Here is a 25,375-nt window from a genome sequence, read left to right as displayed (position 1 = left end):
CCAGACGGGTGCGCCCCAGATGACAGCTCCGGGGCGCCCCTACTGACTCGTCAACTGCCGCCCCGCGAGGGCCTTGTGGGGGCTATCGTGGGGCGAAAGCTTGCGGTCACAACCTGGTAGGGGGACACCGTGGCGTTGAAGCCCGAGCCGACCGCGCCGTTCCACTCGGTGCAGTACGCCCTGCGCGTACTCGAATCGGTCTCCGAGCACGGCGACGGCGTGACCGATACCCAGCTCTCCCGCGAGACGGGGCTGCCGGCCGGCCACCTCGCCTCCCTCCTGCTCACACTGCGCCGCGAGGGGTATGTGGAGCAGGTCAGCGACGGCGCGTACGTCATCGGGGCCTCGCTGCTGCTGCTCGGCTCCGGAGCCGTCCGCCGCCGGGCCCTGGAGGACCGCCTCCAGCTCACCCTGTCCGAGCTGCGCGACTCCGTCGGCGCGGCCGTCTACCTCAGCCGGTATGTGGACGGCGAGGTCAGCGTGACCCAGGTCGCCGACGGGCCGCTCACCCCTGCGGTCAACGAGTGGGTGGACTTCCGCTCCTCGGCACACGCCAGCGCGGTCGGCAAGTGCCTGCTGGCCCAGCTCGACCACGACGGGCGGCGCGACCACATCTCCCGGCACCGGACGGCCCGGCTCACCTCGCGGACCATCACCGACGAGAAGATCCTCTTCTCGCAGCTGGACGCCCAGTCCGCCACCGTCCCGGTGCTGGATCTCCAGGAGTACGCGGTGGGCACCGTCTGCGCCGCCGTGCCGCTGACGGCCGGCTCCGCCGCGGGCTGCCTCGCCCTGTCACTGCCGATCGAGGAGGCGCACCGGCTGCGGTCGGCGGCCGAGACACTGAGCCGCCGGGCGGCGCCGGTACTGCTGTCGCTGGCGCTCTGAACCTGGCTGGAGCCGTGGCAGCCCACACCCGGGACAGAGCTGGAGCTACGTCAGACACTCGGAGCACCGAGGCCGGCCTCCCGAACTCCCTTTCCTCACGACGCCCAGGCGCTTCAGGAAAGACTCCTTCGCCCAGCAAGATCATCGCGCCGGAAGCCCACAGCCCTTGCAGCACCCGCAGATCGCGGGTGCTGAGAGCAGGTGCCTGCGGCCTGCGGACAGGCGGGCCGAACCTCTCAGCGACTTGCCGTCGACGGCGATCACCTGCCATGGCCCACAAGCCGTTCGCGAAGTTCCTGTCGGCCAGGTAGGCGCCGATGGCCCGGTCCAGGGCGTCACCGTCGACGGCCGCCGGCACAGGGCCGATCGTGGTCCGCGGGGGAGAGAGGCGCCACCGCACGGATACCTTCGGACCCGACGGCCGTCAGCACGGTGTCCGAGGCCCGCACCGCCCACTCGGCGATCTTGTCGAAGCTTCTCGCTCCCGGCACGAACGCGCAGGCACAGTCGAGGAGGGTCGCGGTCAGCGAGTGCCAGCGGCCCCGCGTCGCACGCGGGTCGGACACCAGGCCCAGGAAATTCCGCAAGTCGGCGACGTGACCGATGTCCAGCGGACCCAGCCTCACCAACACCGACGGAATGAGAATAGAGATACCGCGGCAGGCACAGGCCACTTCATGATCGTTGAGCTTCGACACCCCCATGACCACGAAGCCCGTGCCTGTTCTGCTTTGCACCCCGACCGGTCGCGGCCCGACCGACCGCCCACCCCCGGAACTCGCTCAAGCCCTGGCAGAACCCCCTTGTCCTGAGCACTCCTATCGGTCGATATGATCAACCGATTGCTGTCGCAACTGACCTAGACAGCAGTTGCACAATTCTTTGCCAGAAAAACGGGAGGGTGACAGTGCGTCACCAACGTAGGAAATTGTCGAGTGCGATAGTCGCGGCCGTGAGTAGCACAGTGCTACTTGCGGCTGCTGCTCCGGCGCCGGCTGAATCGACCGGGCCGCAGGAGGAAGTGGCACAGGCCATTGAGGCAGCTACGGGTACGGGAGATATCGCCCTGTCTGTCGCTGCCGGAGGAAAGGCCTCGGTCGCGGTGACGGAGACCGGGCAGGGCGCGACCCGTGTCGTTGTTCCGTCCGCTTCCTCGGAAGCGGTGGAGATTACGGCTCCTGGTGGCAAGACGCTCCGGCTGGGGTTGCCGGACGAGCAATCCGTCACGGGTGTGAAGTCGCCGAGCGGCACCGTCGTGTACACGGGGGCCGGGCGTTCCACCGATGTGGCGGTCCAGCCGACGGCTGACGGTGGAGCGCGTGCGCTGGTGGTGCTGAAGGACGGCTCCGCTCCGCAGGAGCACCGCTTCGAGCTCGGTCTTCCGGAAGGCTTCGGTCTGCGCGCCGCGGAGGACGGCGGCTACGACATCGGCTTCGTGTCGGAGGGTGTGGAGGCGATGGTCGGCCACATCGATCCGGCGTGGGCCAAGGACGCCAATGGGCGCGCTGTCGATACGAGTTACCGCGTTGACGGTGGCACTCTCGTGCAGTCTGTGGAATACGAGGACAGCACCGCGTTCCCCGTTGTCGCTGACCCCAAGGTCACCTGGGGTTGGGGGATCTACGTCAAGTACAACCGTGCTGAGACCAAGCGCATGGCCAAGGGCATGTCGAAGTCGAAGTACGCTGCGGCGCTCTGCGGCTTCTTGCCCGGTGTTGTCGGGGGCGGCTGTGCGTTGGTTGTGTACGACTCGCTGGGCAGCATCACCAACACATTCAAGAATGCCGGCAAGTCCGGCAAGTGCGTGAAGATGAAGTACTCGCTGCCGCCGCCCGTCCCGCTGCAGTGGAACACGACCAAGTGCTGACCAGGAGAGCCGAGCCCATGAATGACACGATCAAGAAACTCGCAGGCTTCGCGGCACTGGTGTGTGTGGTCTTCGCCGCCTGGGTGCTGATTTCCGGCAAGAGCTTCAGCGACTACTGGGTGCTGGGTGTACTGCTCATTGCTGTGCGTGGTGTGGTCCTAGCCATTTCTGCGGGTATCCACCGCGATCAGTAGGACCGAGGGAGCGGGGATTTTCCTCGCGCTTCGACCACGCGCGTGTTCCCGCTTCAAGGGCAGAGGCCTCCGGAAGCCGATTGCTTCCAGGGGCCTCTGCGTTGCTCCTGTTGGGCTCCTCCGCAAACGCCGTCACAGCCACGGCGTGTTCGCGTGCCATGGCCTCTCCCTGCCTTGCAGGCATTGGCTGAGAGGTCGTCTCAGTTGGTGCGGGATCACATTCCGCGGTCTGGGCCGTACGCCTCGCGAGTGGGCTGGCCTGGTCCTGCAGGCGGGTACTCCAGCCTCACGGGGCCGGGGTAGAAGACCGCGCTGTCCCAACCGGTCATCTCCTCACCGACGAGGTGGCGGTACAACCACTCGGCGAAGGTCATGGGGTGTCCGACCCAGTCGCCCTCTGCCCCTTGGACCACCACACCGTCGGAGAACCCGTGGACCGACGAGGCTACGAAGACCGCAGCTCCTTGATCGGTGGCGGCGATGGGTATGAGACCTGCGGTGGTTCCGAAGCTGAGCTGGGGAAGCTGGCAGAAGACGCGAGGATCGTCGTCCGGCCCAGTGATGCAGGACTGCCAATTGCTGTCAGCCCAGTCTTCTGATGCAGAGCGGATCTCCTCGCCCAGGTTCCACCAGCTTGACGCAGGGTGAGACAGGGTGAGGTGGCCGTTGATCTGCACTGGCGCATACGCGTCGACGATCTGTTTGTAGTCCCCCGGAAGCGTCCTGCCGAGTTCTTCCTCCAGGCTGAGCCAGGCCGCAGGGTCGGCGTAGCGTTCCTCTCCGGGCCCCAGCATCGCGAAGACGGCCTGCAGGTAGTCGGTCATGGCGGTCATGCCTCTCGAAGATGCTTGCCGGGAGTCGTTCGAGCCAGCATCGAGCACCATTCCTGGCGACGGCTGGCCGGGGTCCTCGTTGCCACATGGCATGGGGATGGGGCGGCAACTGGTGCCAGACAGGTTGTGGGAGCTTTTCCTTCGCGTGATGCCCGAGGCACCTGTGCGTCCGCAGGGCGGTGGTGGACGAGCAATGCCCGGAACCTGTGGATCGGCGCTGGGAGGAGCGCGGAGGGCATACCTTCCCGGTGATCCCTTGAAGGTCTCCGAGGAGGCCCGCGTTCGCAGCGCGGGTCGGTCACTCGAGGCGCCGGCAGCCCCGCCGTGGCCCTGGCCATGGTGTTCAAGCTCGTCGAATCCACCCTGGCCCGCCGGCGGGCGATCACCGGAGCCCACCCGGTCCAAGAACGCCCACGACATCGCCATGATCAAGCGCAACCAGCCCGCCGCCCTGCCCTGGCCCGTCGCCGCCGTCCGGCACACCGCCCCCTCCACCGGACACGGTCGCCACGAATCCCGCTCGACCAACACCTGCGGCAAGGCCCGCCCGGAAGGCTGCGCCACGGGGGGCAGACGGCACGTGCTGCCACGCCGAACACACACACGCTTCCGCCTGATGATCGCGAGGACCGCCGGTACTGCTGTCGCCGGCGCTGTAGCGGCCCCCCGCGGGCCCCGGCGGCGGTGGTCATCAGCACCCCTCGGGACCAGGTATTATTTTCGAGTCAGCAGGCGCCGTTAGCTCAGTTGGTTAGAGCAGCTGACTCTTAATCAGCGGGTCCGGGGTTCGAGTCCCTGACGGCGCACGACACGCAGTGGCGGTCTCCTTCGCGGAGGCCGCCACTGCGCTTTTCCCGGAAGCACCTCCGGGAAGGCGCTTCCTGTGAGCTTTCGCCGGGAAGCACGCGCGGGGTGGACGCCGACCGGGGACGGCCTCACAGCACCGTCCCCCGCTCCTCGTACCGGGCGAGCAGAGCCGCCAGCCCTGCGGCCTCCAGCGGTGCGTACGTCCCTTCGCCCGCCCGGTCCCACCAGACCGGGTCCGGGCAGCGAAAGCCCTCCCTGCGCAGGGCCACCCGGTGGATCTTGTTGGTCGCTGTGACCGGCATCCGGCCGAGGACCCGGACGAACCGGGGCGCCATCTTCGTCCCCAGGTCCGGCTGGGCCCGCAGGAACGCGGCGAAGGCCGCCGGGTCGAAGGCCGCGCCCGCCCGGAGCACGAGGGCGGCCATCACCTGGTCGCCCGTGACCGGGTCCGGGACCGCGTAGACGGCGGCGGCCGCTGCCTCCTCCCAGCGGGCCAGGATGTTCTCGATCGTCGCGGCGGCCAGGTTCTCGCTGTCGACGCGGAGCCGGTCGTCGGCGCGGCCCGCGAAGTAGAGGAAGCCCTCGGCGTCCCGGTAGAAGAGGTCCCCGGTCCAGTACCAGCCGCGCCGGGCCCGTTCCGCGTCCGCCGCCGGGTTGCGCCAGTAGCCCTCGAAGGGCGTCGGGCCCCGGTTGACCAGCTCGCCGATGGCCTCGTCCCCGTTGAGCAGCCGCCCGCCCGGGCCGAACCGGGCCGGGGGCCGCTCCTGGCCGCTCTCCGGGTCGACGACGGCGAGATCGTCGCCGGGGGCGGCCCGTCCGATCGCGCCCGGCGGGGTGCCCGGCGTGTGCTGAACGGCCGCGCCTCCCTCGGACGAGCCGTACCCCTCCACCAGCCGCACCCCGAACCGCTCCCGGAACCGGGCCGCGTCCACCGCCCCGGCCTCGGTGCCGAAGCCCAGGCGCAGCGGGTGGTCCCGGTCGTCGGGGCGTTCGGGGGTGGCCAGCAGGTACTGCACGGCGCGCCCCACGTAGGTGAAGTACGTCGCACCGTAGCCGCGTACGTCGTCGAGGAAGGCGGAGGCGGAGAAGCGCGGGCGGAGCGCTACGGCGGCTCCGGCGGCGAGGGCGGGGGCCCAGTCGGCGAGGACGGCGTTGCCGTGGAACATCGGCATGCAGATGTAGTGGGTGTCCGTGGGCCGTACGCCGAAGTGCGCGGCGAGCGACGCCCCCGCCCCGGCGAGCCGGCCCTGGGTGCAGATCGCGGCCTTGGGTGCGCCGGTGGAGCCGGAGGTGAAGTACAGGAGCATGCGGCTGCCGGGGCCGACCGGGGTCAGCACGGCGTCGCCGGGGCGCGCGCCCGTGTACGGGGCGAGCAGGGCGTCGTACGCCTCGGTGCCGGTGACCAGGACCCGTACGCCCGGGAGCTCCAGCTCCGCGAGGAGCGGCAGGTGGGCGCGCTCGGTGATCAGGAGTGGGGCTTCGGTGTGCAGGATGTCGCGGGCCAGCTCGGGGCCGCGCCGGGTCGGGTTGATCCCCGCGACGGCGGCCCCGGCCAGGGCCGCCGCGCTGAGCCACAGCGGGAACTCGGGGGTGTTGTCGAGCAGGACGCCGAGGTGCGGTTCGCCGCCGCGCGGCAGCAGATCCGCGAGGAGCGCCGCCCGTGCGGCGGCGCCCTCGACCACCTGGTGATGAGTGAGCACGGTGGGGCCGTGCTTCAGGGCGGGCCGGTGGTCACCCCATTGACGTCGTACGAGCTCCGCGACGGTGCCGGTACTCCTCATGGCGCCGCACGATAACTGATGAAGCGTCAGAACTTAACGTCGGAGCAGGCGTAGAACGCGTTGGTGGTGTCCGCGACGTTCCACACGGCGAGGATGATGTGCTTGCCGGTCTTCAGGGTGGGGATCGTGCCCTGGTGGGTCAGGGTGGACGGCGGCTGCTGGTTGCCGTAGGGCACGGTCATGAAGGGCTGCGATTCGAGCGCGGCCCGGGTGAGCGGCTTGGTGGGGTCCCAGCCGTTCTTGGTGATGTAGTAGCGGAAGTCGCTGGTCCGGTGGCGGGCGGTGAACTGCCAGCGGAAGCTGTAGCCCTGCCCGCCGGTGACCTGGGTGGCGGGCCAGTTGCCGCCGCGCGGGTCGTCGAGCTGGGCGAACTGTCCGTTGCCGCCGGAGCAGATCTTGCCGTCCGCCGGTCCTGCCGCCGGGAAGCCCTTGGGGCCCTCGACGCTCTGCGGCTCCCACTGGATGTTGCCGCAGCCGGTCACCGTGCCGTTGGCACAGAGCTTCTGACGGCTGATCGGGGAGTCCGTGTAGCCGTGGCTGCTGGCGCTGGGGACCGCGAGCACCGAAGCGCCCGCTATCGCCAGGCCGATCACGGCCGCGCTTGCCTTTTTCCGCATGGGCTGTCGCTCCTCTAGAACGTGGGGGAGGTTCCATGAGCATTGCTCGACTGCTGCGCGCTTGGTACGGAGTGCTGTGCGTGACACGGTGCTGCGGTCTAGACCAAGTCTTAGATTATTGACGCGGCGTGAACATGTCCAGACCAATGAGCGTCGTATTCCGGCGGCTCTCCGGGGCGCCCCGGAACCTCCCCCGGGCCCTCAGGCCCCGTCCCCTCCCCCGCTGCGTCCGGTGTAGAAGGCAACCGTCAAGTCCTTGACGAGCGCCTTGCGTTCGTAGTCGTCGAGCTCGACGATGCCGCGCGTGGTGAGCCGGTTGACCGTGTCGTCGACCGCGTCCACCACGGAGGTGAGCACGCTGTCGCGGTGCCGCGAGTCGATCGCGGCGATCCGCCGCCGCTGCATGGCCGCCGCGACCTCGGGGGCGTACTCGATGCCGGTCGGCTGCGCGGAGTAGACCTCGACGCCGACCGGTTCGCAGTCCGCCTTCAGCATCCGGGTCAGCGCGTCGCCGACGGCCTCCGCGTCACGCAGGGTCGGGGCGTCCTCGTGGAACGCGTCGGCGGGCAGTTGCGACAGGACCCGGGCCATCGCGGCCTCCACCTGGGCGCTGAGGTACGCCTCGTGGTCCTCGATGCCGAGGACGGCCCGGACGGAGTCCTTGATCCGCCACACCACGAGGACGACCACGCGCAGGGCGGTGCCGTTCGCGTCGACGGCGGGCAGCGGTTCGCTGCGCCAGTGCCGCAGCCGTACGTCGACACGGCGGCGCAGCAGGAGGGGCGAGACCCAGACGAGGCCGGTGCGCCGGACGCTGCCCCGGTAGTCGCCGAAGAGTGTCAGCACCCACGCGTATCCGACCCGGCCGCGGCCGAGGCCGCCGAGCGCCAGGAGCACGAGCGTGGACAGGAGCGCGAGGGCGGCCCCGGCGCCGACGCCGATGCCGAGGTCGGGCCGGGGGGTGAGGCCCACGCCGCTCTGCCAGCCGGCGGGCAGCACGCCGCGCCACCACAGGACGGCGAGCGCGCCCGCGGTCCCCGCCGCACCCGCGAGGAGGGCGGCGTAACCGGACAGGGCGGGCCCGGGGCGTTCCGTGAGGCGGGGTCGGCGTCCGGGGCGGGCCGGGTCGACGGCCGCACCCGGGTCTGCGGCGAGCGCGGCACGGGGGCCTGGTGGCGGGCGCGCGGTCGCCGCCGGGCCGCTGGACGACGGCCCCGGGTCCGGGCAGCGTCGCCGCCTCGGCCGGCTCCCGGTCGTCCCGGAAGAGGAGGTGGACGGGGATGGAGGCGGTGGTCTCGTTGGCGATGACGGAGTGGCGGCGGCCGGGGTTCGCGGAGGCCGTCGCGGTGGCGGGCGCGGGCACGGAGAAGGTGGCCGAGGCGGTCCGGCCGCCGGGGGCCAGGTCGAGCACGAGGTCCAGCTCGGTGTCGGGCCCCGTGTCGTCCACGGCCCCCTTGCCTGCGGCGCCCCGGGGCTCACGCTTCGGGCTTTCGGGCTCGGCACCGTAGGAGGGGTGCGGGGTCCACTCCGCCGCGGGTTCCGTCCTCGTCCGCCGGACGGGCTTGAGATACAGGTTCCCGTCGAGAGGGGCGGGCCGGGCCGATGCGGTGTCGTCTCCGGCGGTCCGGCCGGGGCCGAGGGCGGGCCCGTCGGCGCCGGTTCGCGCGGACACGGGAGCGGGCCCGGCGCCGCCGGGGCCGGCGGGGTGGGGCCGACGGGGTGGGGCCGACGGGGGTGGAGGAGGTGGCGGCCGGGCGGTCAGCGGCGGCGCGACCAGAGGCGGAGCCCCGGGCGTCGGCGGTCGAAGGCCCGCGTCAGGGGCGGGCCCCGCGGCGGCCGGGGACGCGGGCGAGGCGGCCGGACCGTCTCCGGTGGCACGGGTGGGGAGGGGACGACGATCGTCGGCGGGGCGCGCCGAGGTGGCCGCGCGGCCGGGGGCGGGGGCTGCGGCTGCTGTGCGCCCGGGGGTGGGGGCCGGGCGCCCGGGGGTGGCGGCCGTGTTCCCGGGGGTGGCGGCTGGGCGGTCGGTGTCCGGAGCCAGGCGGTCCGGGACCGGCCCCCCGGGCATGCTCACGCCCGGGGACTCCGGGGACTCCGGGGACTCCGGGGACTCCGGGGCAAGCGGCCGGGGCGCAACGGACGCAGCCTGGTCGCGCCCGGAAACCCGGGCCGGCTCGCTCTCCGACCCCCGTACGGGCCCGGCACCCGACACCCGGGTAGGCGTGCCCTCTGGCCCACGCACAGGCCCGGCATCCGACACCCGGGTCGGCGCGTCCTCCGGCCCACGCACAGGACCAATCCCGGACACCCGGGCCGGCGTGCCCTCCGCCCCCCGTACGGGCCCGACACCCGACACCCGGGCAGGCCCGTCCTCCGGCCCACGCACAGGACCGACCCCGGGCACCCGAGCAGGCGTGCCCTCCGACCCGCGCGCAGGCTCGGCCCCGGCCCCCCGGGCCGGCTCAGCCGACGGCGGGGTCTCGCCGCCCACCGGGCGGAACAGGGGCGGCGGAGTACGGCTCCCGCTGCCCTGCTGCGGCGCCACGGGCCCACGCCCGGCCTCCGGCAGCGGGGCCTCGTCAGCCACCGGGACCCTGTCAGCCACCGGTCGGAACAACGGCGGCGGAGTACCGGCCCCGCCGCCCCGCCCCGAACGCTCGGGCCCGGTCACCGCCTCGGGCGCGCGCCGTTCGGGCGCGGGCGCGGGCTCAGGCGCTCGTCCTTCGGACGTGGGCGTGGGCTCAGCCGCGCGGCGTTCGACCGCGGGCTCAGGCGCTCCCCCTTCGGGCACGGGCGCGGGCCCCGACGTGGGCTCGGGGTCCCGTCGTGCGGGCTTCTCCGCGACCGGGCCGAACAGCGGTGGCGGGGTTCCCCTGCCGGGTGGGGCGAAGAGGGACGGGGGGAGCTGGTCGTCCAGGGTGTCCGGGGAGTGGGGGGTGTGGTCGTTGTCGGTGGTCACCGGTTCCCGATTCCTTTCCGTCACGTCGTGCGCGTCCGTCACGCGAAGAGCCGGCGCCAGGTCTCCGGCCCCGGATAACCGTCGGCCGCACCGCCGCGCCAGCCCTGGGCCCGCTGGAACGCCTCGACGTTGCGGCGGTCGGCCTCGGTCCAGAGCGGACTGGGGCCCGACACGTAGTGCTTGCCGTATCCCTTCTTGACCAACTGCCTGCCGAGCCGGTCGACATGGCTGTTGGACTGACCCGGCTTGAAATAGCCGCGCCCGGGGAACGGGACGGCCGTATTCGGGCTGCCGCCCGCACCGGCGGCCGGAATGTTCCGGCCGCCGCCGGAGGTCAGCAGGCGCCAGGTGTGCGGGCCGGGGATGCCGTCGGCCTCCTTGCCCTTCCAGCCCTGGGCCTGCTGGAACGCCTGGGTCGCACGCTTGTCCGCCGTTCCCCACACGGGCCCGGGGCCGACCGCGTAGAACCGCCTGCCGCCCCGCTCCACCAGCATCCGGCCGAGCTGGGTGACGTATTTGTTGTTGGCGCCGGGGCCGAACTGCTTGGCCCCGGGGAAGGCCGTGGAGGACCCGGAACCGGGCGATCCGCTCGTGACCCCCTTGTAGCGGTACGCCACGTAGCGGTCGGAGTTGTTCCAGTACGCCAGGGGCGTCGACTGCTTCCGGGTCCTGGGGCGCGTCTGCTCGTAGGCGACGTACTGGGTGCGCGCGCCGGAGGTCCAGCCGCCGAAGATCGTGACGTGCGAGCCCTTGGCGGGGTCGGCGGGGTTGTGGAAGAGGAGGATGTCGCCGGGCTGGAGGTCGGCGCGCGCGATCCGGGTGCCGTACGCGGCGAGGCTGCCGGTCCACTCGTTGGTGCCGAGGTTCCAGGCCATCGACACATAGCCGGAGCAGTCCTGGCGGTACCCGTCCGACCAGTACTTCTCCATGCTGTACGGAACCTTCGCGGTCACCCACCTCTGCGCCCGGTCGATGATCGCGGCCCGGGTCGTTCTGGGCAGCGTCGCCGCTCCGTCCGACGGCGGACCCGAGGCGCCGGCCCCTTGCAGGGGCCCCTTCACGCCCTGCGGGTGGGGGGCGGGCTGCGGGTCGGATCCCCCGTCGGCCCGCGGGGCCCAGGGGCTGTGCCCCGCGGCGGCGGCCGCACCCGCGGCCCCGCAGGAGAGCACCACCCCGGCGGCCGTGGCCAGCACCAGGGCGCGGCGTGCGCCGTGCGCGGCGGGATGGCCACCGCGCCGCACCGGCAGGGCCCTCGCGGCGGAGCGCCGCCGCACCGCGCATCCCGCGCATCCGCAGTCAAGGGCGGGTTCGTACTCCTCGAAGACCGGAACAGACATGCGATTCCCCTCCGCACTCGTCATTCGTCAAGATCTTTGGGCGCAGCCGCAACGGACGTCGGCGTCTTAACTCTCCTGACATATCGCATTTTGACGGAACAAAGGAAAAAAACGACTATCTGACGGGGCGTGGCGTCCGGTAAATGGTTCGGAGCACCCCGGCGCGTCGGGTAGAGTTCTTCAGGTCAGCAGGCGCCGTTAGCTCAGTTGGTTAGAGCAGCTGACTCTTAATCAGCGGGTCCGGGGTTCGAGTCCCTGACGGCGCACGCACAGTCAAAGCCCTCTCACGGAACGTGAGGGGGCTTTGATCATTCCCCGTCCGGTATCCGGTGACACGCGGGGGCGCGAGCGCACATCCGTGCTTCGTCACACCCTCTCCACAACCTGGCACTAAATCGTTCATATGGTCGGTAAACCGGATATTTCACCCTTGCGATCGTGTTCGGTGTCGGACAATCTGTCTGGGGGCCGTCGGCCCAAGGGGGCCGCTCATCCGTACGGCTGGCGCGGCAGAGCGTGACGTTCCGGTTGTCCGTGCGCGGGGTGGGGGCCCGCTCGGCGGACACCGGGGGTGTCATGCAACCGGAAGGCTGCCGATCCGTGTCTGTGGGGACGGTGGCCTGCCACCGGGTGCGCGCCCGGTGACGAACGGGCCGACCGCGCACGACGAGAGAGACCGAACAGTCACGCACCAGCATGCGTGCGGGGGGATGTACCCATGACGTCGACGCCGCCAGGCGACCGGCAGGAGAACGACGCTTCCCGGACGACGCAGCTCCGGATACTGCCGCGGGCGGGCGCGGCACGGCGGCGTGCCGAGAAAGAGCTGCCCCGCTACGACTACGAGCACTACAGCCGGCTCGCCGGACCGCTGACGCAGCCCCCCGCGGGCAAGCCGTACAAGGTCCAGTACCGGTCGCTCATATCCCAGGAGCCGCACCGTGTGCGCGCGGCGCTCCTGCTCGGGGCGGCTCCCCTCGTCTCGCTCGGCCTCTTCGCCTGGCTGATGCAGCCCAGCCACTGGACGGACCGCGATCCGAACCTCGACGACGACCTCCTGCTCGTCCTCGACGTGATCATGCTCGTCTCGATCGGCCTGATCGAGCTGTTCCGCACGATGAACGTCCTCTCCAACGCGCACGCCACCCTCGTCGCCCGCGACCCGGTCCCCGTGGTCCCGGAGAGCGGCACCCGGGTCGCCTTCCTCACCTCCTTCGTGCCCGGCAAGGAGCCGCTGGAGATGGTGACGAAGACCCTGGAGGCGGCCGTGAAGATCCGCCACCGCGGAGTGATGCACGTCTGGCTGCTGGACGAGGGCGACGACCCGGCGGTCAAGGAGGTCTGCGCCCGGCTCGGCGTGCACCACTTCTCCCGCAAGGGCGTCGCCCACTGGAACCAGGCCAAGGGCCCGCACCGCGCCAAGACCAAGCACGGCAACTACAACGCCTGGCTGGACGCACACGGCGGCGACTACGACTTCTTCGCCTCGGTCGACACCGACCACATCCCGCTGCCGAACTACCTGGAGCGGATGCTCGGCTACTTCCGCGACCCGGACGTCGGTTTCGTCATCGGGCCGCAGGTCTACGGCAACTACGACACCTTCGTCACCAAGGCCGCCGAGTCGCAGCAGTTCCTCTTCCACGCGCTCATCCAGCGCGCGGGCAACCGCTACGGCGCCCCCATGTTCGTCGGCACGAGCAACGCGGTCCGCATCTCGGCGCTGAAGCAGATCGGCGGCCTGTACGACTCGATCACCGAGGACATGGCCACCGGCTTCGAGATCCACCGCCACCGCAACCCCTCCACGGGCAGGAAGTGGCGCTCCGTCTACACCCCGGACGTGCTGGCCGTCGGCGAGGGCCCGACCGCGTGGACGGACTTCTTCACCCAGCAGCTGCGCTGGTCGAGGGGGACGTACGAGACGATCATCGGGCAGTTCTGGAAGGGCTTCGGGACCATGCCGCCCGGCAAGCTCTTCAACTACACGATGATGATCATCTTCTATCCGATGTCGGCGCTGAACTGGATCCTCGCGGCGCTCAGCTGCGCGCTCTTCCTCGGCATGGGCGCCTCCGGCGTCCAGATCGACCCGACGATCTGGATGATGCTGTACGGCAATGCCTCCGCGCTCCAGATCGGCCTGTACATCTGGAACCGCCGCCACAACGTCTCGCCGCACGAGCCCGAGGGCTCCGGCGGCCTGGCCGGCATGGTGATGTCCGCGCTCTCCGCGCCGATCTACGCCCGCTCGCTGATGGACGCGGTACTGCGCCGCAAGAGCTCGTTCGTGGTGACCCCCAAGGGCGATTCGTCCAGCCCGGACACCCTCTTCGGCACCTTCCGCATCCACCTGTTCTTCATCGTCGTCTTCGGCGCCTCGATGATCTCCTCCTTCTTCCTCGGGCACAGCCACCCCGCGATGGTCACCTGGGCCTCGCTGGCACTGCTGATCACCGCGGCGCCGATCATCGGCTGGCGCTACACGATCCGTACGGAGAAGAAGAAACGCCGGTCGGGCGGGGGATCGCACCGCAGCGGCGGGCCGGCCCCCGAGCCGGCGCCCCAGCCCCCGCCCGGTGCGGCGGGCAACGACCAGACCATGCAGATCGCCCGGATCGCCCTTGGGGGACGTAAGAAATGAAGTACCGTCCGAGCCGCCGTACCCGCCGCCTGGCGATCAGTACGGCGGTGGTTCTCGCGCTCGCGGGGGCGAACGGGCCGTGGCTGTACCGTTTCAGCACCGAGCGCTACCACGAGTACAAGATCAACCAGCCGGAGTACAAGGCGGCCAACGGCCACTGGGACCTCCTGGACGTGCCCTCCGAGCACCGGATCAACACGATCCACGCGGCGCTGCTGCACACCGGCAAGGTGCTGCTCGTCGCGGGCTCCGGGAACAACCAGAAGAACTTCGACGCGAAGAGCTTCCGCTCGGTGCTGTGGGACCCGAAGACCAACGTCTTCAAGGACATCCCCACCCCCAAGGACATGTTCTGCGCCGGGCACACGCAGCTGCCCGACGGCAAGCTCCTCATCGCCGGCGGCACCAAGCGCTACGAGAAGCTCCAGGGCGATGTCACCAAGGCCGGCGGCCTGATGATCGTCCACAACGAGAACCCGGACAAGCCGATCACCCTGCCCGCCGGCACCCGGTTCACCGGCAAGGAGAACGGCAAGACGTTCGTCTCCAAGGACCCGGTCCTGGTCGAGAAGGCCACCAAGGTCTTCGACGAGGAGACCGGCGCGTTCCTGCGCAACGACCCCGGGCTCGGCCGGATCTACGTCGAGGCGCAGAAGACCGGCAAGGAGTACGAGACCGGCACCGAGGACAACTACCGGGTGGCGGGCCTCTCCGGCTCGGACACCCGCAACGTCTACGGCATCGCGCAGAAGCTGGCCCTGGACAAGAAGGACTTCCAGGGGATCAAGGAGGCCTTCGAGTTCGACCCGGTCGCGGAGAAGTACATACCCGTCGACCCGATGAACGAGGCCCGCTGGTACCCGACCCTGACGACGCTGGAGGACGGGAAGGTCCTCGCCCTGTCGGGTCTGGACGAGATCGGGCAGATCGTCCCCGGCAAGGACGAGATCTACGACCCGAAGACCAAGGAGTGGGAGTACACCGGCATCGAACGGCGCTTCCCCACCTACCCGGCGGTCTTCCTGCTGAACGACGGCAAGTTGTTCTACTCCGGCTCCAACGCGGGATACGGTCCGGCGGACGTGGGCCGCGACCCGGGTGTCTGGGACCTCGCGACGAACAAGTTCACGAAGATCCCCGGGCTCAGCGACCCGGACCAGTTGGAGACCTCGGCCACCGTGCGGCTGCCCCCGGCCCAGGACGAGAAGTTCATGGTGATCGGCGGCGGCGGGGTCGGCGAGTCGGAGAAGTCCAGCGAGAAGTCCCGGCTGGTCGACCTCCAGGAGAAGAACCCGGAGTTCACCGACGGCGCGTCCCTCTCCGAGGGCACCCGCTACCCCAGCGCCTCCCTGCTGCCCGACGACTCCCTGCTGGTCACCGGCGGCTCCAACGACTACCGGGGGCGCAGCGACTCCAACGTGCTCCAGGCCCGGCTGTACGACGCGAAGACCGACACCTACCGGCGGGTCGCGGACCCGGGGGTCGGCCGGAACTACCACTCGGGTTCGGTGCTGCTGCCGGACGGCCGGGTCATGATCTTCGGCTCGGACTCGCTCTTCTCCGACAAGGCCAACACCCGGCCCGGCGTCTTCGAGCAGCGCATCGAGATCTACACCCCGCCCTACCTCTACCGGGACTTCCGGCCGGAGCTGACGGCCGGGCCGAAGACGATCGAGCGCGGGGGCACAGGGCTGTTCACCACCCGGCACGCCGACCGGATCACCTCGGCGAAGCTGATGCGGCCCTCGGCGGTCACCCATGTCACCGACACCGACCAGCGCACGGTGGCGCTGGAGATGAAGAAGTCGAAGGACGGGATCACCGTCACGGTGCCGGAGAACCAGGCCCTGGTGCCGGCCGGCTGGTACATGCTGTTCGTCACCGACGACCAGGGCACCCCGTCCGAGGGCATGTGGGTGGAGGTGCCCGAGTAGGGGCTGTGCGGCGGGGCGCGTGGCGCGTACCCGCACGGCCGGAGGCCGCGCACCGGGAGAGCGGGGCTCCCGGTGCGCGGCCTCCGGCCGTTTCCGCTACCGCGTGGCGCCCGCCAGGCCCAACGCGTACTCCGGCCACCAGTCGCCGGCCTTCGGACCGCCCTTGCAGTCGCCGTCGGACTCGCCGGGGCGCTTGATCCACAGATAGGCGTCGACCCGTTCGTCACCGGTCTGCGTGGTCGGGACCTCCCCGAGCGCCCGGCCCGGGGGGTTGCACCAGGTCTCGGCGGGGTCGCCGCCGGTGTAGGGGCCGTTGCCGTTGCGGCTGGTGTCGATGACGAAGGGCTTGCCGCCGATCTTCTCCGACAGCTTCTTGCCGAACTCCGTGGAGACGGCCGTGGTCTGGAAGTTGGAGACGTTCAGCGAGAAGCCGTCGGCCTCGGCGATCCCGGCCCGCTGGAGCGGCTGGAACAGGGCGTCGGGCGACTGCCAGGCGGCGTTGCCCGCGTCGAGGTAGACCTTGGCGGCGGGCTGCTGCTTCAGCCGCTGGATGGCGCCCTTGAGGAGGTCGTAGCGCTCCTCGTGGAACTCCTGGGGCGTGCAGCCGTCGACCAGGTGGAGCAGGGCGTCCGGCTCCAGGACCACGGTCGCGCTGCGGTCCCCGATGCCCCGGGCGACGCCGTCCAGCCAGGCGCGGTAGGCGGCGCCGTCGGCGGCGCCGCCCTTGGAGAACTGGCCGCAGTCGCGGTGGGGGATGTTGTACAGGACCAGCAGGGCGTCCCGGTCGGCCGCGGCGGCGGCCTCGGTGATGCCCCGCACCTGGGACTCCGGATCGTCCGGGGTGACCCACTCGCCGACCGGCTGCCGCGCGATCTTCCGGATCAGCGCCGCCTTCTCGTCGTCGCCGGCCTCGGTGTACGCGGCGACCTGGCGGGCCGCGTTGCCGTCGGGGTTGACCCAGTACGGGTCCTTGTCCTTGGGCTGCTGTTCGACGGTCGGCGCGCTCTCCTTGTCACCGCCGTCCCCGTCACCGGAGCAGCCCGCCAGCAGCAGGGCCGCGCCGAGCGCCGCCGCCGTACCGGACGTCCGCAGGCCCGCCACGCGCCTGCGCGTCCGGGACAGGCCGGTGTAACTGCCGTACATCCACTCCCCCTTGGGTGCACTGCCTGCACTGTTCGTCATGGGTTGCACCGATGTGCTGCCGGTCCGGTCCATCCTGGCACAGCGGCCGGGGCGTCCACGCTTCACCCGTACAACGCGCCCACCCGGGCACCGGTTCCGGACATCCTGTTCGAAAGCCGGTCATCCGCCGGGCCGCTCCCCCTACGGTGGCGAGGACCGGAGCCGATGCCCGCACCGACCTCCCGTACCGCGCCGGGCGACTCCCGCGGCCGGGCGCACGCGGTCGAGGACCGGCCCGGCGGGCGCGCCCCGTGAGAGGCGGCCCGCCGGGCCGGGTGGCGGCAGGCGGTCGGGTCCTGGCTCCGGAGGGTTCCCGGGCGGCGGCAGGCGGTCAGTACGGGTTCCGGAGGGTTCCCGGGCGGCGGCAGGCGGTCAGCCGGGGCTCCGGATGGCCGCGGTCCGGGCGCGCTCCCCGCCGTCCCCGGCCGCCGCGCCCCGCGCGCCGGTGAGGTAGGCGGAGACGATGACGTTGGCCGTGTAGGAGCGGGTCTCCTGGTCGTACGTCCCCCCGCAGGTGATCAGCCGCAGTTCGGCCCGGCCGTCCTCGCGGGGCCCGTAGGCCTTCTGCGCGTCGAAGCGGGTCCGGGTGACGAGCTGGACGTCGTCCACGGTGAACTCCGCGACGCTGCCGTCGGCCCGGGTGACGTCGACGCGGGCGCCCGGCTTCACCGCGCTGAGCCCGTAGAAGACGGCGGGCCTGGTGTCGGTGTCGACATGGCCGACGAACAGGGCCGTGCCCTGCGCCCCGGGCCGGGTGCCGTCGCCGTACCAGCCGGCGGTCTTCGGCATCCCGTACGGGGGCGGGTCGATGGCCCCGTCGCCGTCGAGGCCGCGTGCGACGACGGGGGCGTCGATCCCGGCGGAGGGGACTTCCACCCGCTCGGGGGCCGCCCCGTCGAGGGGGTCGTGGGCGGGAGGCAGCGCGGCGCCGAAGGGGCGGCCCACCGCGGCCACGTCACCGGTGGTGGGTCCCGACAGGCCGCCGAGCCCGCCGCCGGCCTCCTTGCCCCAGAGCCACAGGGCGAGCAGCAGCACGGCCCAGGTCACTCCGGTGAGCAGTCGCCCGTTGCCCGCCGGGCGGTCCGTGGCTCCCACGTCAGCTGCCGGCCGCTTCGCGGCGCCGGCGCGAGGTGCGCAGGGCGACGGCGACGGCCGCGACGGCGGCGAGCACCAGACCGGTCACCGCGTGCCGGATGCCGGGGCCCTGGTCCTCGGCGGACCGTTCGGCGAGGGTGGCGGTGCCTCCGCCGCCCGCCTTGACGGGTGCGGCGGGCGAGGGCCGGCCGTGGTGGATGACGGTGAGGGTGCCGGTGGCCTTGCCGCCGCCGTCCTCGCACGTCACCCAGACGTCGTAGGAGCGGGGTTCGGCGTCGGACCGGATGCGGGCCTCGGCGAAGAGGCCGGCGGCGTCAGCCGGGCGGAAGTGGGCGGCCGAGGTGAAGGCGTCGGAGTTGCCCTTGGCCCGGCGGCCCTTGCCGCAGACGTCGACCCAGAGTTCGACCCGCCCGCCCGGGGCGATCGTGGACGGGGTGATCGAGACGGTGCCGGTGCGCCGGTCGTCTCTCCCGGCCGGGGCGGCCGGGGACGCGAGCGCGGCGGGCGCGGCGATGAGCGCCACCGCGGCCGCCGCACAGAACGTGAGGGATATGGAACGCATCGTGAACCTCCTACGGGAAGGTTCGCGGCTGCGGTGACGGCCCGCATCCGCAGTCCTCCGTTCGGGCGACGCCGAGGGGCGCCCGGAGTGCCGCGGATGCGGGCCGCGCGGGTCAGCGGCGGTCGGCCGGGGTCAGCCGCGCTCCGCCGGGGCGGGCTGGTCCGCCTGGTCGGCCTGGTCCGGCAGGTCGATGAGGTCGACCAGGTCGGCGATGGACTCGACGACGTGGGACGGGCCGAAGGGGTAGCGGTCGATGTCGGCGACGGTGGTGAGCCCGGTGAGCACCAGGAACGTCTGCATGCCCGCTTCCAGGCCCGCCAGGACGTCGGTGTCCATCCGGTCGCCGATCATGGCGCTGGTCTCGGAGTGCGCGCCGATGGCGTTCAGTCCGGTCCGCATCATCAGGGGGTTGGGCTTGCCCGCGAAGTACGGGTCCTTGCCGGTGGCCTTGGTGATGAGGGCGGCGACGGAGCCGGTGGCGGGCAGCGGGCCCTCGGCGGACGGGCCGGTCTCGTCGGGGTTGGTGCAGATGAACCGGGCCCCCGCGTTGATCAGCCGGATCGCCTTGGTCAGCGCCTCGAAGCTGTAGGTCCGGGTCTCGCCGAGCACCACGTAGTCGGGGTCGTGGTCGGTGAGGACGTACCCGATGTCGTGCAGGGCGGTGGTGAGTCCGGCCTCGCCGATGACGTACGCCGTACCGCCCGGACGCTGGTCGTCCAGGAACTGCGCGGTGGCGAGCGCGGAGGTCCAGATGTTCTCCACGGGCACGTCCAGGCCCATGCGCTTGAGCCGGGCGTGCAGGTCGCGCGCGGTGTAGATGGAGTTGTTGGTGAGGACGAGGAAGGGCAGCCCGGAATCCCGCAGCCGCTTGATGAAGGCATCGGCCCCGGGGATGGGGGTGCCCTCGTGGATGAGGACGCCGTCCATGTCGGTGAGCCAGGAAGTGATGGGCTTGCGCTCTGCCATGTGTCGGGACTCCTGCCGTACGCACTGCGTGCTGGGGGTGCCCGGACCACGCCGTCCCGGCACCCCCAGCATAATTAGCCGGTCGTGACCTTGACCCCGTCGATCACCCAGTACCAGTTGTTGCTGCCGGTGTAGTGGAACCGGAAGCTCACGTTGGCGGCCCCGGAGGGGACGTTCAGGGTCAGCGACTGGGGCTGCGAGACGACGTCGGAGGTGTAGCGCTTCACCTCGACGGGCGTCCCGCCGTTCCAGGAGGCGAGGATGCGGGCGCTCTGGCTGCCCTCCTGCCGGTAGAGGGTGGTGAGGCCGAGCGTCACGGTGGACTTGCCCGCGACGGCGTACGCCGGGGTCACCAGCGTGGAGTCGTACGGTCCGGAGGACGCCCTGTCGTCCCACTCGTCGGAGTCGGCGACCGCGAAGACGCCGCGCGAGCGGACGTTCAGTTCGCGGTGCTGGTCGCGCTGGGTGCGGCTCCAGAACTCGTCGGTGGCGAAGGCCCAGCCGCGCCACTCGGCGACGCCCCCGGTGCCCATCGCGGAGTTCACCACGGACCAGCCGCTGGGCGCGGTGTGCGTCCAGCCGAGGACGCCCGCCGGGATGCCGGTCTCGTCGGCGCGGCCGGCCAGGACGGGGTGGAGGGCTTCGAACGGGTCGGTGGAGCGCTCCTGGATCGGCTTGCCGTCCAGGCCCCAGGCCGGGTCGGGGACGATGCCGAGCTGCCGGAAGACGGTGGCGGCGACGTCCACGAGGCGGGTGTCGGCGGGGCGGGCGCCGGCCGCGATACCCGGGCCCTGGGCGAGGACGAAGGTGCGCCGTTCCTCGATCGCGCTGCCGCCGTGGCCGCCGGAGTCGGTGTGGCCGTGGTCGGTGGCGACGATGACGGTCCAGCGTTCGGCGGCGTACGAGGGACGGGCCCGGATCGCGGCGAGCAGGCGGCCGAGATGGCCGTCCTGGACCTCGATGGCGCGGCGGTAGGCGGCGCTGGCGGCACCGGAGTTGTGCCCGGCGATGTCGGTCTGGCCGAAGTAGACGAAGAGGACGTCCGGGTTCTGGTTCCGGAGGATGGACTCGGTCTCGGCGGCGATGGTGGCGTCGTGGCCGGTGTAGCCGTCGCGGTCGCCGTCGAGCACCAGCTTGGCGTCGGCGCCCGGGGTGACCGTGCCCTGGGTGTCCAGGGGCTTCCAGTCGACGGCGGCGTAGGTGGAGAGCTGGGGGCGGACCTGCGCGAGGCGGGCGAGGAAGCCGGGGTACCGCCCGTAGTTCTTCCCGGCGAAGGAGTTCTCCCGGACGCCGTGCTTGTCGGGCCAGACCCCGGTGGAGATGGTCGACCAGCCGGGGCCCGAGGAGGTGGCGGCCATCGGGTTGGCGTACAGCAGCGAGGTGCCGTACGTCCCGTTCGCCATCATCGACGTGAGGTGCGGGGCGTTCGCGGTGGCGATGACGTCGTGGCGCAGTCCGTCCATGCCGACGACGAGCACCTTGTCCTTGCTGGTGCCGTCCGGGAGCGTGGGCGCGGCCGCGGCGGCGTGGGACGGGGCGGCGGTGGCGAGCGGGGCGACGACGGCGGCCGTGGCCGCGGCGGCGGTGGTGGCGAGCACGGAGCGCCGGGAGACGGGCGAGGACGGGGGCGGCGACGACAGGGACCGGGACACGTGATCCTCCAGGGAGAGGGCGGGTCGAGCGGGGGTGGGTGGGCGTGAACTGCTGTCCGGACCAGACCCGTTACCATGACGAGATATCCGGGCCGGGTCCAGACCTTCGCAGGAATCCGTGGCCGAGAGGTGGCCGGTCAGCTTCCGGTGGCCGACTTCCAGGCGTCGATGTACGTGTCCAGGTGGGCGCCGATGTCCGCCCAGTCGGGCTCGAAGATCTCCACGCCGTCCATCAGCCGGGCCAGTTCGACGGCGTTGGCGTCGGTGGCCTTGATGTCCTTGCGGGCGGCGAAGCCCCCGCCGACGGCGCTGACGTCGCGCTGGGCCTGCTCGGAGAGCATGAAGTCGAGCAGCTTCTTGCCGTTCTCGCTGTGCGGGGCCTTCGCGACGAGCCCGGCCGCGTACGGCAGGGCGAAGCTGGTGGGCTTCCCGTCGCCCCGGGCGGGGAACCAGATGGCGAGGTTGGGCATGTCCCTGGACTGGGCGAAGTTCATCTGGACGTCCCCGTTGGCGACGAGGAGTTCACCCTTGTCGACCTTGGGGGCGAGCTTGCCGGTGGAGGCGGACGGGCCGACGTTGTTGGTCTGGAGCTTCTTCAGGTACGCCATGGCCGGCTCCTTGCCGCCGAAGTCGTGCATGGCCTTGATGAGGACGGCGGTGCCGTCGCCCGCGACGCCGGGGGTCGAGTACTGGATCTTCTCCTGGTACGCGGGGTCGAGCAGCTCTTCCCAGGTGCGGGGCGGGCTCGCCAACTTCTTCTTGTTGTGGATGAAGCCGAAGTAGTTGTTCACGACGGAGGTCCACGTCCCGTCGGGCGATCGGCCGGCCCCGTCGACCTGGTCGGCGCCCTCGGGCTCGTACGCGGTCAGCAGCCCCTTCTCGTCGGCCTGCTGGATGAAGGGCGGGAGGGTGACGAGGACGTCGGCCTGGGTGTTGGACTTCTCGCGGGCGGCGCGCTGCACCATCTCGCCGGAGCCGCCCTCGACGTACTTCACCTCGATGCCGGTCTGCTTCTCGAAGTCCTCGAAGACCTTGTCGTACCAGCCGTCACCGTTCTCACCCTTGAGGCCGTCGGCGCTGTAGACGGTGACGGACTTCGCGTCGGACGCGGCGGAGGAACCGCCGCAGGCGGTGAGGGTGAGGGCGGTGAGGGCGGCCAGAGGGAGGGCGAGGGTGCGGGCGGGGATGCGCATGGAGTGTCTCCGAAGGGTCGTGGTGGGGATCAGCGGTAGGAGGCGCGGGTCCGGATGCGGGAGACGACGGCCAGGACGAGGAGCGTCGACGTCATCAGGACCACGGCGAGGGCGGCGCCGGTGAAGAGCGAGCCCCGGTCGGTGGCGGCGAAGATCCGCACCGGCAGCGGGGTCCAGTCCGGCGGATAGAGCATCATCGTGGCGCTCAGCTCCCCCATGGACAGGGCGAAGCAGAGCCCGGCCGCCGAGGTGAGCGAGGGCAGCAGCAGAGGCAGCTTCACCCGCCACAGCACGCGTGCGGGGCTCGCGCCGAGGCCGGCGGCGACCTGTGCGTACACCGGGTCCAGACGGCGTACGGCGGCGGCGACCGACTGGTGGGCGAAGGCGGTGACGAGGACGGTGTGGGCGAGGATCACGATCCACGGCGTCCCGTTGAGCAGCACGGGCGGCCGGCTGTAGGCCACCAGCACCGCGAGTCCGACGACCACCGGGGGCACGGCGACCGGCAGGACGAACAGGGCGTCCAGAAGCCGCTTTCCGCGCGTGCGGAGGGAGGCGGCGGCGAGCGCGGCCCAGCCACCGAGGGTGAGGGCGAGCACGCTCGCCGCGAGGGCCGTGGCCAGGCTGGTGGTGAGCGCCTGGAGCGCGTCGCCGCTCGTCGCGGCGGCGTAGCGCTCGACGGTGGGCCCGGAGGGGAAGGCCCCGGACCAGTTCGTGGCGAGGGACGCGGCGAGGACGACGAGGAGCGGCACCGCGAACAGCGGGACGAAGAGGAGCAGGAAGACGGCCCAGGTGGCCCACTTCCCGGCCCGGCTATGCACCAGCACGACGGCTCACCACCCGGTAGAGGCCGTACAGGCCCACGGAGATCACGATGTTGACGACGGCGACGACGCAGGCGGCCGGGTAGTCCGCCTCCAGGATCGCCTTGCTGTAGACGAGCATCGGCAGCGTGGTGACGTCCTTCGCCCCGGTGAACAGGACGATCCCGAACTCGTTGAGGCACATCACCAGCACCAGGCTGCCGCCCGCCGCGAGAGCCGGGAACGCCTCGGGGAGGATCACCTGCCGGACGATCCGGACCGGACCGGCGCCGAGCGACGAGGCCACTTCGAGCTGTCCGGTGTCGAGTTGGGAGAAGGCGGCGAGCAGCGGGCGCATCACGAACGGGGTGAAGTAGGTGATCTCGGCGAGCAGTACGCCCCAGGGGGTGGTCAGGAAGTGGAAGGGCCCGTCGGCCGCCCCGGTGACGCCGGTCCAGACCCCGTTGGCCATGCCTGCCGAGCCGTAGATGAACAGCAGGGCGAGCGTGATGAGGAAGGACGGGAAGGAGAGGAAGACGTCGACGAACCGGGCGACCGCCTTCCCGCCGGGGAACGGGACGAACGCGATGACCAGCGCGAGGACGAGGCCCAGGACCAGACAGCCCGCGGTCGATCCGACGGCGAGCCACACGGTGGTGGTGAGCGCGTCGCGGAAGACCTCGGAGGCGAAGACGTCGGCGTACGGGGCGGGGGAGGGACCGCCGCCGCCGTCCGGGGTGACGGACTGCCGGCCGACGAGGGCCAGCGGGTAGAGGAACGCGAGGGCGAGGACGGCGACGGGCGGCAGCGCCCAGACCCAGGCGGGGGCGGTACGGGAGCGGGCGGGGCCGGGTGCTGCGGGGGCCGGTTCGCCGGGGGTACGGGGCACGGCGGTGGTGGCGCCGGGGGCGGGGGCGGTGGCGCCGGGGGCGGTGGCGGTGGCGCCGGTGGCAGGAGCGGTGGCGGTCATGGGCCGACCCCCGCCGAGCCGCCCGTCCTCGACGAGCCGCCCGTCCCCGCCGTCTCTCCCGCCCCCGCCGGGAGCAGGACCGCGTCCTCGGTCGCGAAGTGCAGGGTGACGGGGTCGCCGACGGCCGGGGGCTCGCGCAGTTCGCGGAGGTCGGCCATGACGCGGTGGCCGTCGACGTCGGCGTGGACGCGGTGGGTGGAGCCGCGCCACTGGACCTCGGCGACCCGGCCGGTGAGCACGTTGGGCCCGCCGCCGAGGCCGACCAGGTGCGGCCGGACGCAGAGGGTGGCGGTGGCGCCGGGGGCGGCGGTGCCGGTGGGGACGCCGAGCGGGCGGGCGCCGAGGTCCACGGCGCCCTCGCCCGTGACGGTGACCGGGAGGAGGTTGGCGTTGCCGACGAACGAGGCGGTGAACTCCGTACGGGGCCGGCGGTAGAGCTCCTCGGGAGTGCCGCAGTCCTGGAGCCGGGAGCGGTCCATGACGGCGATCCGGTCGGCCAGCGTCAGCGCCTCGATCTGGTCATGGGTGACGTACAGAATGGAGACGTCCGGCAACTCGCGGTGCAGCCGGGCCAGTTCGGCGAGCATTCCGGAACGGAGGCGGGCGTCGAGGGCGGAGAGCGGTTCGTCCAGGAGCAGCACACCGGGCCGGATGGCCAGCGCGCGGGCGATGGCGACGCGCTGCTGCTGGCCGCCGGAGAGTTCGCGGGGGTGGCGCTCCGCGTACCCGGCCATGCCGACGAGTTCCAGCACCTCGGTCACCCGGCCCGGGATCTCGGCCTTCGGGGTGCGGTGGGCCTTGAGCCCGAAGGCCACGTTGTCCTTGACCTTGAGGTGCGGGAAGAGGGCGTAACTCTGGACGACCATGCCGATGCCGCGCCGGTGCGGGGGCAGGGCGGTGACGTCCCGGCCGCCGAGGAGGACCCGCCCGGCGGCGGGCCGGACGAACCCGGCGACGGCGCGCAGGGCGGTGGTCTTGCCGGAGCCGGAGGGCCCGAGGAGGGCCATCACCTCGCCGGGTTCGACGGTGAGGTCGAGGCGGTCCAGGACGACGGTCCCGCCGTACGCGACGGTGACGCCGTCGAAGCGGAT

The 25,375-nt window shown here is 71.7% G+C and carries 19 protein-coding genes, 2 tRNA genes and 1 pseudogene; 7 read left to right on the top strand and 15 right to left on the bottom strand.

All coding sequences use genetic code 11. The annotated features are described in order from the left end of the window. Positions 1–129 precede the first annotated feature (129 nt). Complete coding sequence (locus tag KME66_RS22565; protein WP_073216151.1) at positions 130–888, top strand: IclR family transcriptional regulator; 759 nt, start codon at positions 130–132, stop codon at positions 886–888. Between the two features lie 335 nt (positions 889–1,223). Here KME66_RS22565 and KME66_RS34105 read toward each other — a convergent pair whose 3' ends face one another. After that, positions 1,224–1,586, bottom strand: a complete 363-nt coding sequence (locus KME66_RS34105; RefSeq protein WP_253208449.1) for a transposase family protein — start codon at positions 1,584–1,586, stop codon at positions 1,224–1,226. Between the two features lie 254 nt (positions 1,587–1,840). On the opposite strand from KME66_RS34105, the gene KME66_RS22555 reads away from it, so the two are divergent. Next, entirely contained in the window at positions 1,841–2,755 is a 915-nt protein-coding gene (locus tag KME66_RS22555; RefSeq protein WP_216325264.1) for a hypothetical protein, read from the top strand. Between the two features lie 17 nt (positions 2,756–2,772). Then, the gene (locus KME66_RS22550) at positions 2,773–2,949 is read left to right on the top strand and encodes a hypothetical protein (protein ID WP_178378916.1); all 177 of its coding nucleotides are present in this window, start codon (positions 2,773–2,775) and stop codon (positions 2,947–2,949) included. 215 nt (positions 2,950–3,164) lie between these two features. Here KME66_RS22550 and KME66_RS22545 read toward each other — a convergent pair whose 3' ends face one another. Continuing rightward, positions 3,165–3,782, bottom strand: a complete 618-nt coding sequence (locus tag KME66_RS22545) for an SMI1/KNR4 family protein (RefSeq protein WP_216325262.1) — start codon at positions 3,780–3,782, stop codon at positions 3,165–3,167. A 732-nt stretch (positions 3,783–4,514) separates the two neighbouring features. Here KME66_RS22545 and KME66_RS22540 point away from each other — a divergent pair. Continuing rightward, positions 4,515–4,588: transfer RNA gene (locus KME66_RS22540), tRNA-Lys, on the top strand. Between the two features lie 129 nt (positions 4,589–4,717). Here the strand turns inward: KME66_RS22540 and KME66_RS22535 are convergent. From KME66_RS22535 to KME66_RS22520, 4 genes and pseudogenes are all read right to left on the bottom strand, one after another. Next, a complete protein-coding gene (locus KME66_RS22535; protein ID WP_216325260.1) occupies positions 4,718–6,370 on the bottom strand; it encodes an AMP-binding protein in 1,653 nt (550 codons plus the stop codon). Positions 6,371–6,396: 26 nt separating this feature from the next. After that, the gene (locus KME66_RS22530) at positions 6,397–6,987 is read right to left on the bottom strand and encodes a lytic polysaccharide monooxygenase (RefSeq protein WP_073216136.1); all 591 of its coding nucleotides are present in this window, start codon (positions 6,985–6,987) and stop codon (positions 6,397–6,399) included. Between the two features lie 201 nt (positions 6,988–7,188). Further along, positions 7,189–9,055 (bottom strand): annotated as a pseudogene (locus KME66_RS34445) (SPFH domain-containing protein). Between the two features lie 929 nt (positions 9,056–9,984). Beyond that, complete coding sequence (locus tag KME66_RS22520; RefSeq protein ID WP_216325258.1) at positions 9,985–11,283, bottom strand: peptidoglycan-binding protein; 1,299 nt, start codon at positions 11,281–11,283, stop codon at positions 9,985–9,987. A 192-nt stretch (positions 11,284–11,475) separates the two neighbouring features. Here KME66_RS22520 and KME66_RS22515 point away from each other — a divergent pair. The 3 genes from KME66_RS22515 to KME66_RS22505 all read left to right on the top strand — a co-directional run bounded on the left by KME66_RS22515 (position 11,476) and on the right by KME66_RS22505 (position 15,861). Continuing rightward, positions 11,476–11,549: transfer RNA gene (locus KME66_RS22515), tRNA-Lys, on the top strand. A gap of 452 nt (positions 11,550–12,001) precedes the next feature. Then, positions 12,002–13,927, top strand: coding sequence for a glycosyltransferase family 2 protein (locus KME66_RS22510; protein ID WP_216325255.1), 1,926 nt, complete (start codon positions 12,002–12,004; stop codon positions 13,925–13,927). Then, a complete protein-coding gene (locus tag KME66_RS22505; protein ID WP_216325253.1) occupies positions 13,924–15,861 on the top strand; it encodes a galactose oxidase-like domain-containing protein in 1,938 nt (645 codons plus the stop codon). The genes KME66_RS22510 and KME66_RS22505 overlap by 4 nt, the downstream gene beginning before the upstream one ends. Positions 15,862–15,957: 96 nt before the next feature. On the opposite strand, the gene KME66_RS22500 is transcribed toward KME66_RS22505, so the two are convergent. The 9 genes from KME66_RS22500 to KME66_RS22460 form a co-directional block, all read right to left on the bottom strand. Beyond that, on the bottom strand, positions 15,958–17,004 hold the full coding sequence (locus tag KME66_RS22500) for a glycoside hydrolase family 6 protein (RefSeq protein WP_216329560.1): 1,047 nt from the start codon (positions 17,002–17,004) through the stop codon (positions 15,958–15,960). Positions 17,005–17,415: 411 nt separating this feature from the next. Further along, a complete protein-coding gene (locus tag KME66_RS22495) occupies positions 17,416–18,138 on the bottom strand; it encodes a class F sortase (RefSeq protein ID WP_216325251.1) in 723 nt (240 codons plus the stop codon). A 1-nt stretch (position 18,139) separates the two neighbouring features. Continuing rightward, positions 18,140–18,700: a hypothetical protein gene (locus KME66_RS22490; protein WP_216325249.1), complete on the bottom strand. Its 561-nt coding sequence runs from the start codon at positions 18,698–18,700 to the stop codon at positions 18,140–18,142. 132 nt (positions 18,701–18,832) lie between these two features. Further along, complete coding sequence (locus KME66_RS22485) at positions 18,833–19,666, bottom strand: HAD-IIA family hydrolase (protein WP_073216116.1); 834 nt, start codon at positions 19,664–19,666, stop codon at positions 18,833–18,835. Positions 19,667–19,740: 74 nt separating this feature from the next. Then, complete coding sequence (locus KME66_RS22480; protein ID WP_253208448.1) at positions 19,741–21,318, bottom strand: alkaline phosphatase family protein; 1,578 nt, start codon at positions 21,316–21,318, stop codon at positions 19,741–19,743. Between the two features lie 137 nt (positions 21,319–21,455). Then, positions 21,456–22,511 carry a 2-aminoethylphosphonate ABC transporter substrate-binding protein gene (locus tag KME66_RS22475; RefSeq protein ID WP_073216113.1) on the bottom strand — a complete coding sequence of 352 codons (1,056 nt, stop codon included), beginning with the start codon at positions 22,509–22,511 and terminating at the stop codon, positions 21,456–21,458. A 29-nt stretch (positions 22,512–22,540) separates the two neighbouring features. Continuing rightward, complete coding sequence (locus KME66_RS22470) at positions 22,541–23,338, bottom strand: ABC transporter permease (RefSeq protein WP_216325247.1); 798 nt, start codon at positions 23,336–23,338, stop codon at positions 22,541–22,543. Further along, on the bottom strand, positions 23,325–24,284 hold the full coding sequence (locus KME66_RS22465) for a 2-aminoethylphosphonate ABC transporter permease subunit (protein ID WP_216325245.1): 960 nt from the start codon (positions 24,282–24,284) through the stop codon (positions 23,325–23,327). The genes KME66_RS22470 and KME66_RS22465 overlap by 14 nt, the downstream gene beginning before the upstream one ends. After that, the gene (locus tag KME66_RS22460; RefSeq protein ID WP_216329556.1) at positions 24,281–25,375 is read right to left on the bottom strand and encodes an ABC transporter ATP-binding protein; all 1,095 of its coding nucleotides are present in this window, start codon (positions 25,373–25,375) and stop codon (positions 24,281–24,283) included. Before KME66_RS22460 ends, KME66_RS22465 begins: the two co-directional genes overlap by 4 nt.

The organism is Streptomyces sp. YPW6 (assembly GCF_018866325.1).
In the GTDB taxonomy this organism is placed as follows: Bacteria; Actinomycetota; Actinomycetes; order Streptomycetales; family Streptomycetaceae; genus Streptomyces.
Note: the sequence above shows the minus strand (reverse complement) of the source record. Positions and strands in the feature narration are given on the sequence as shown.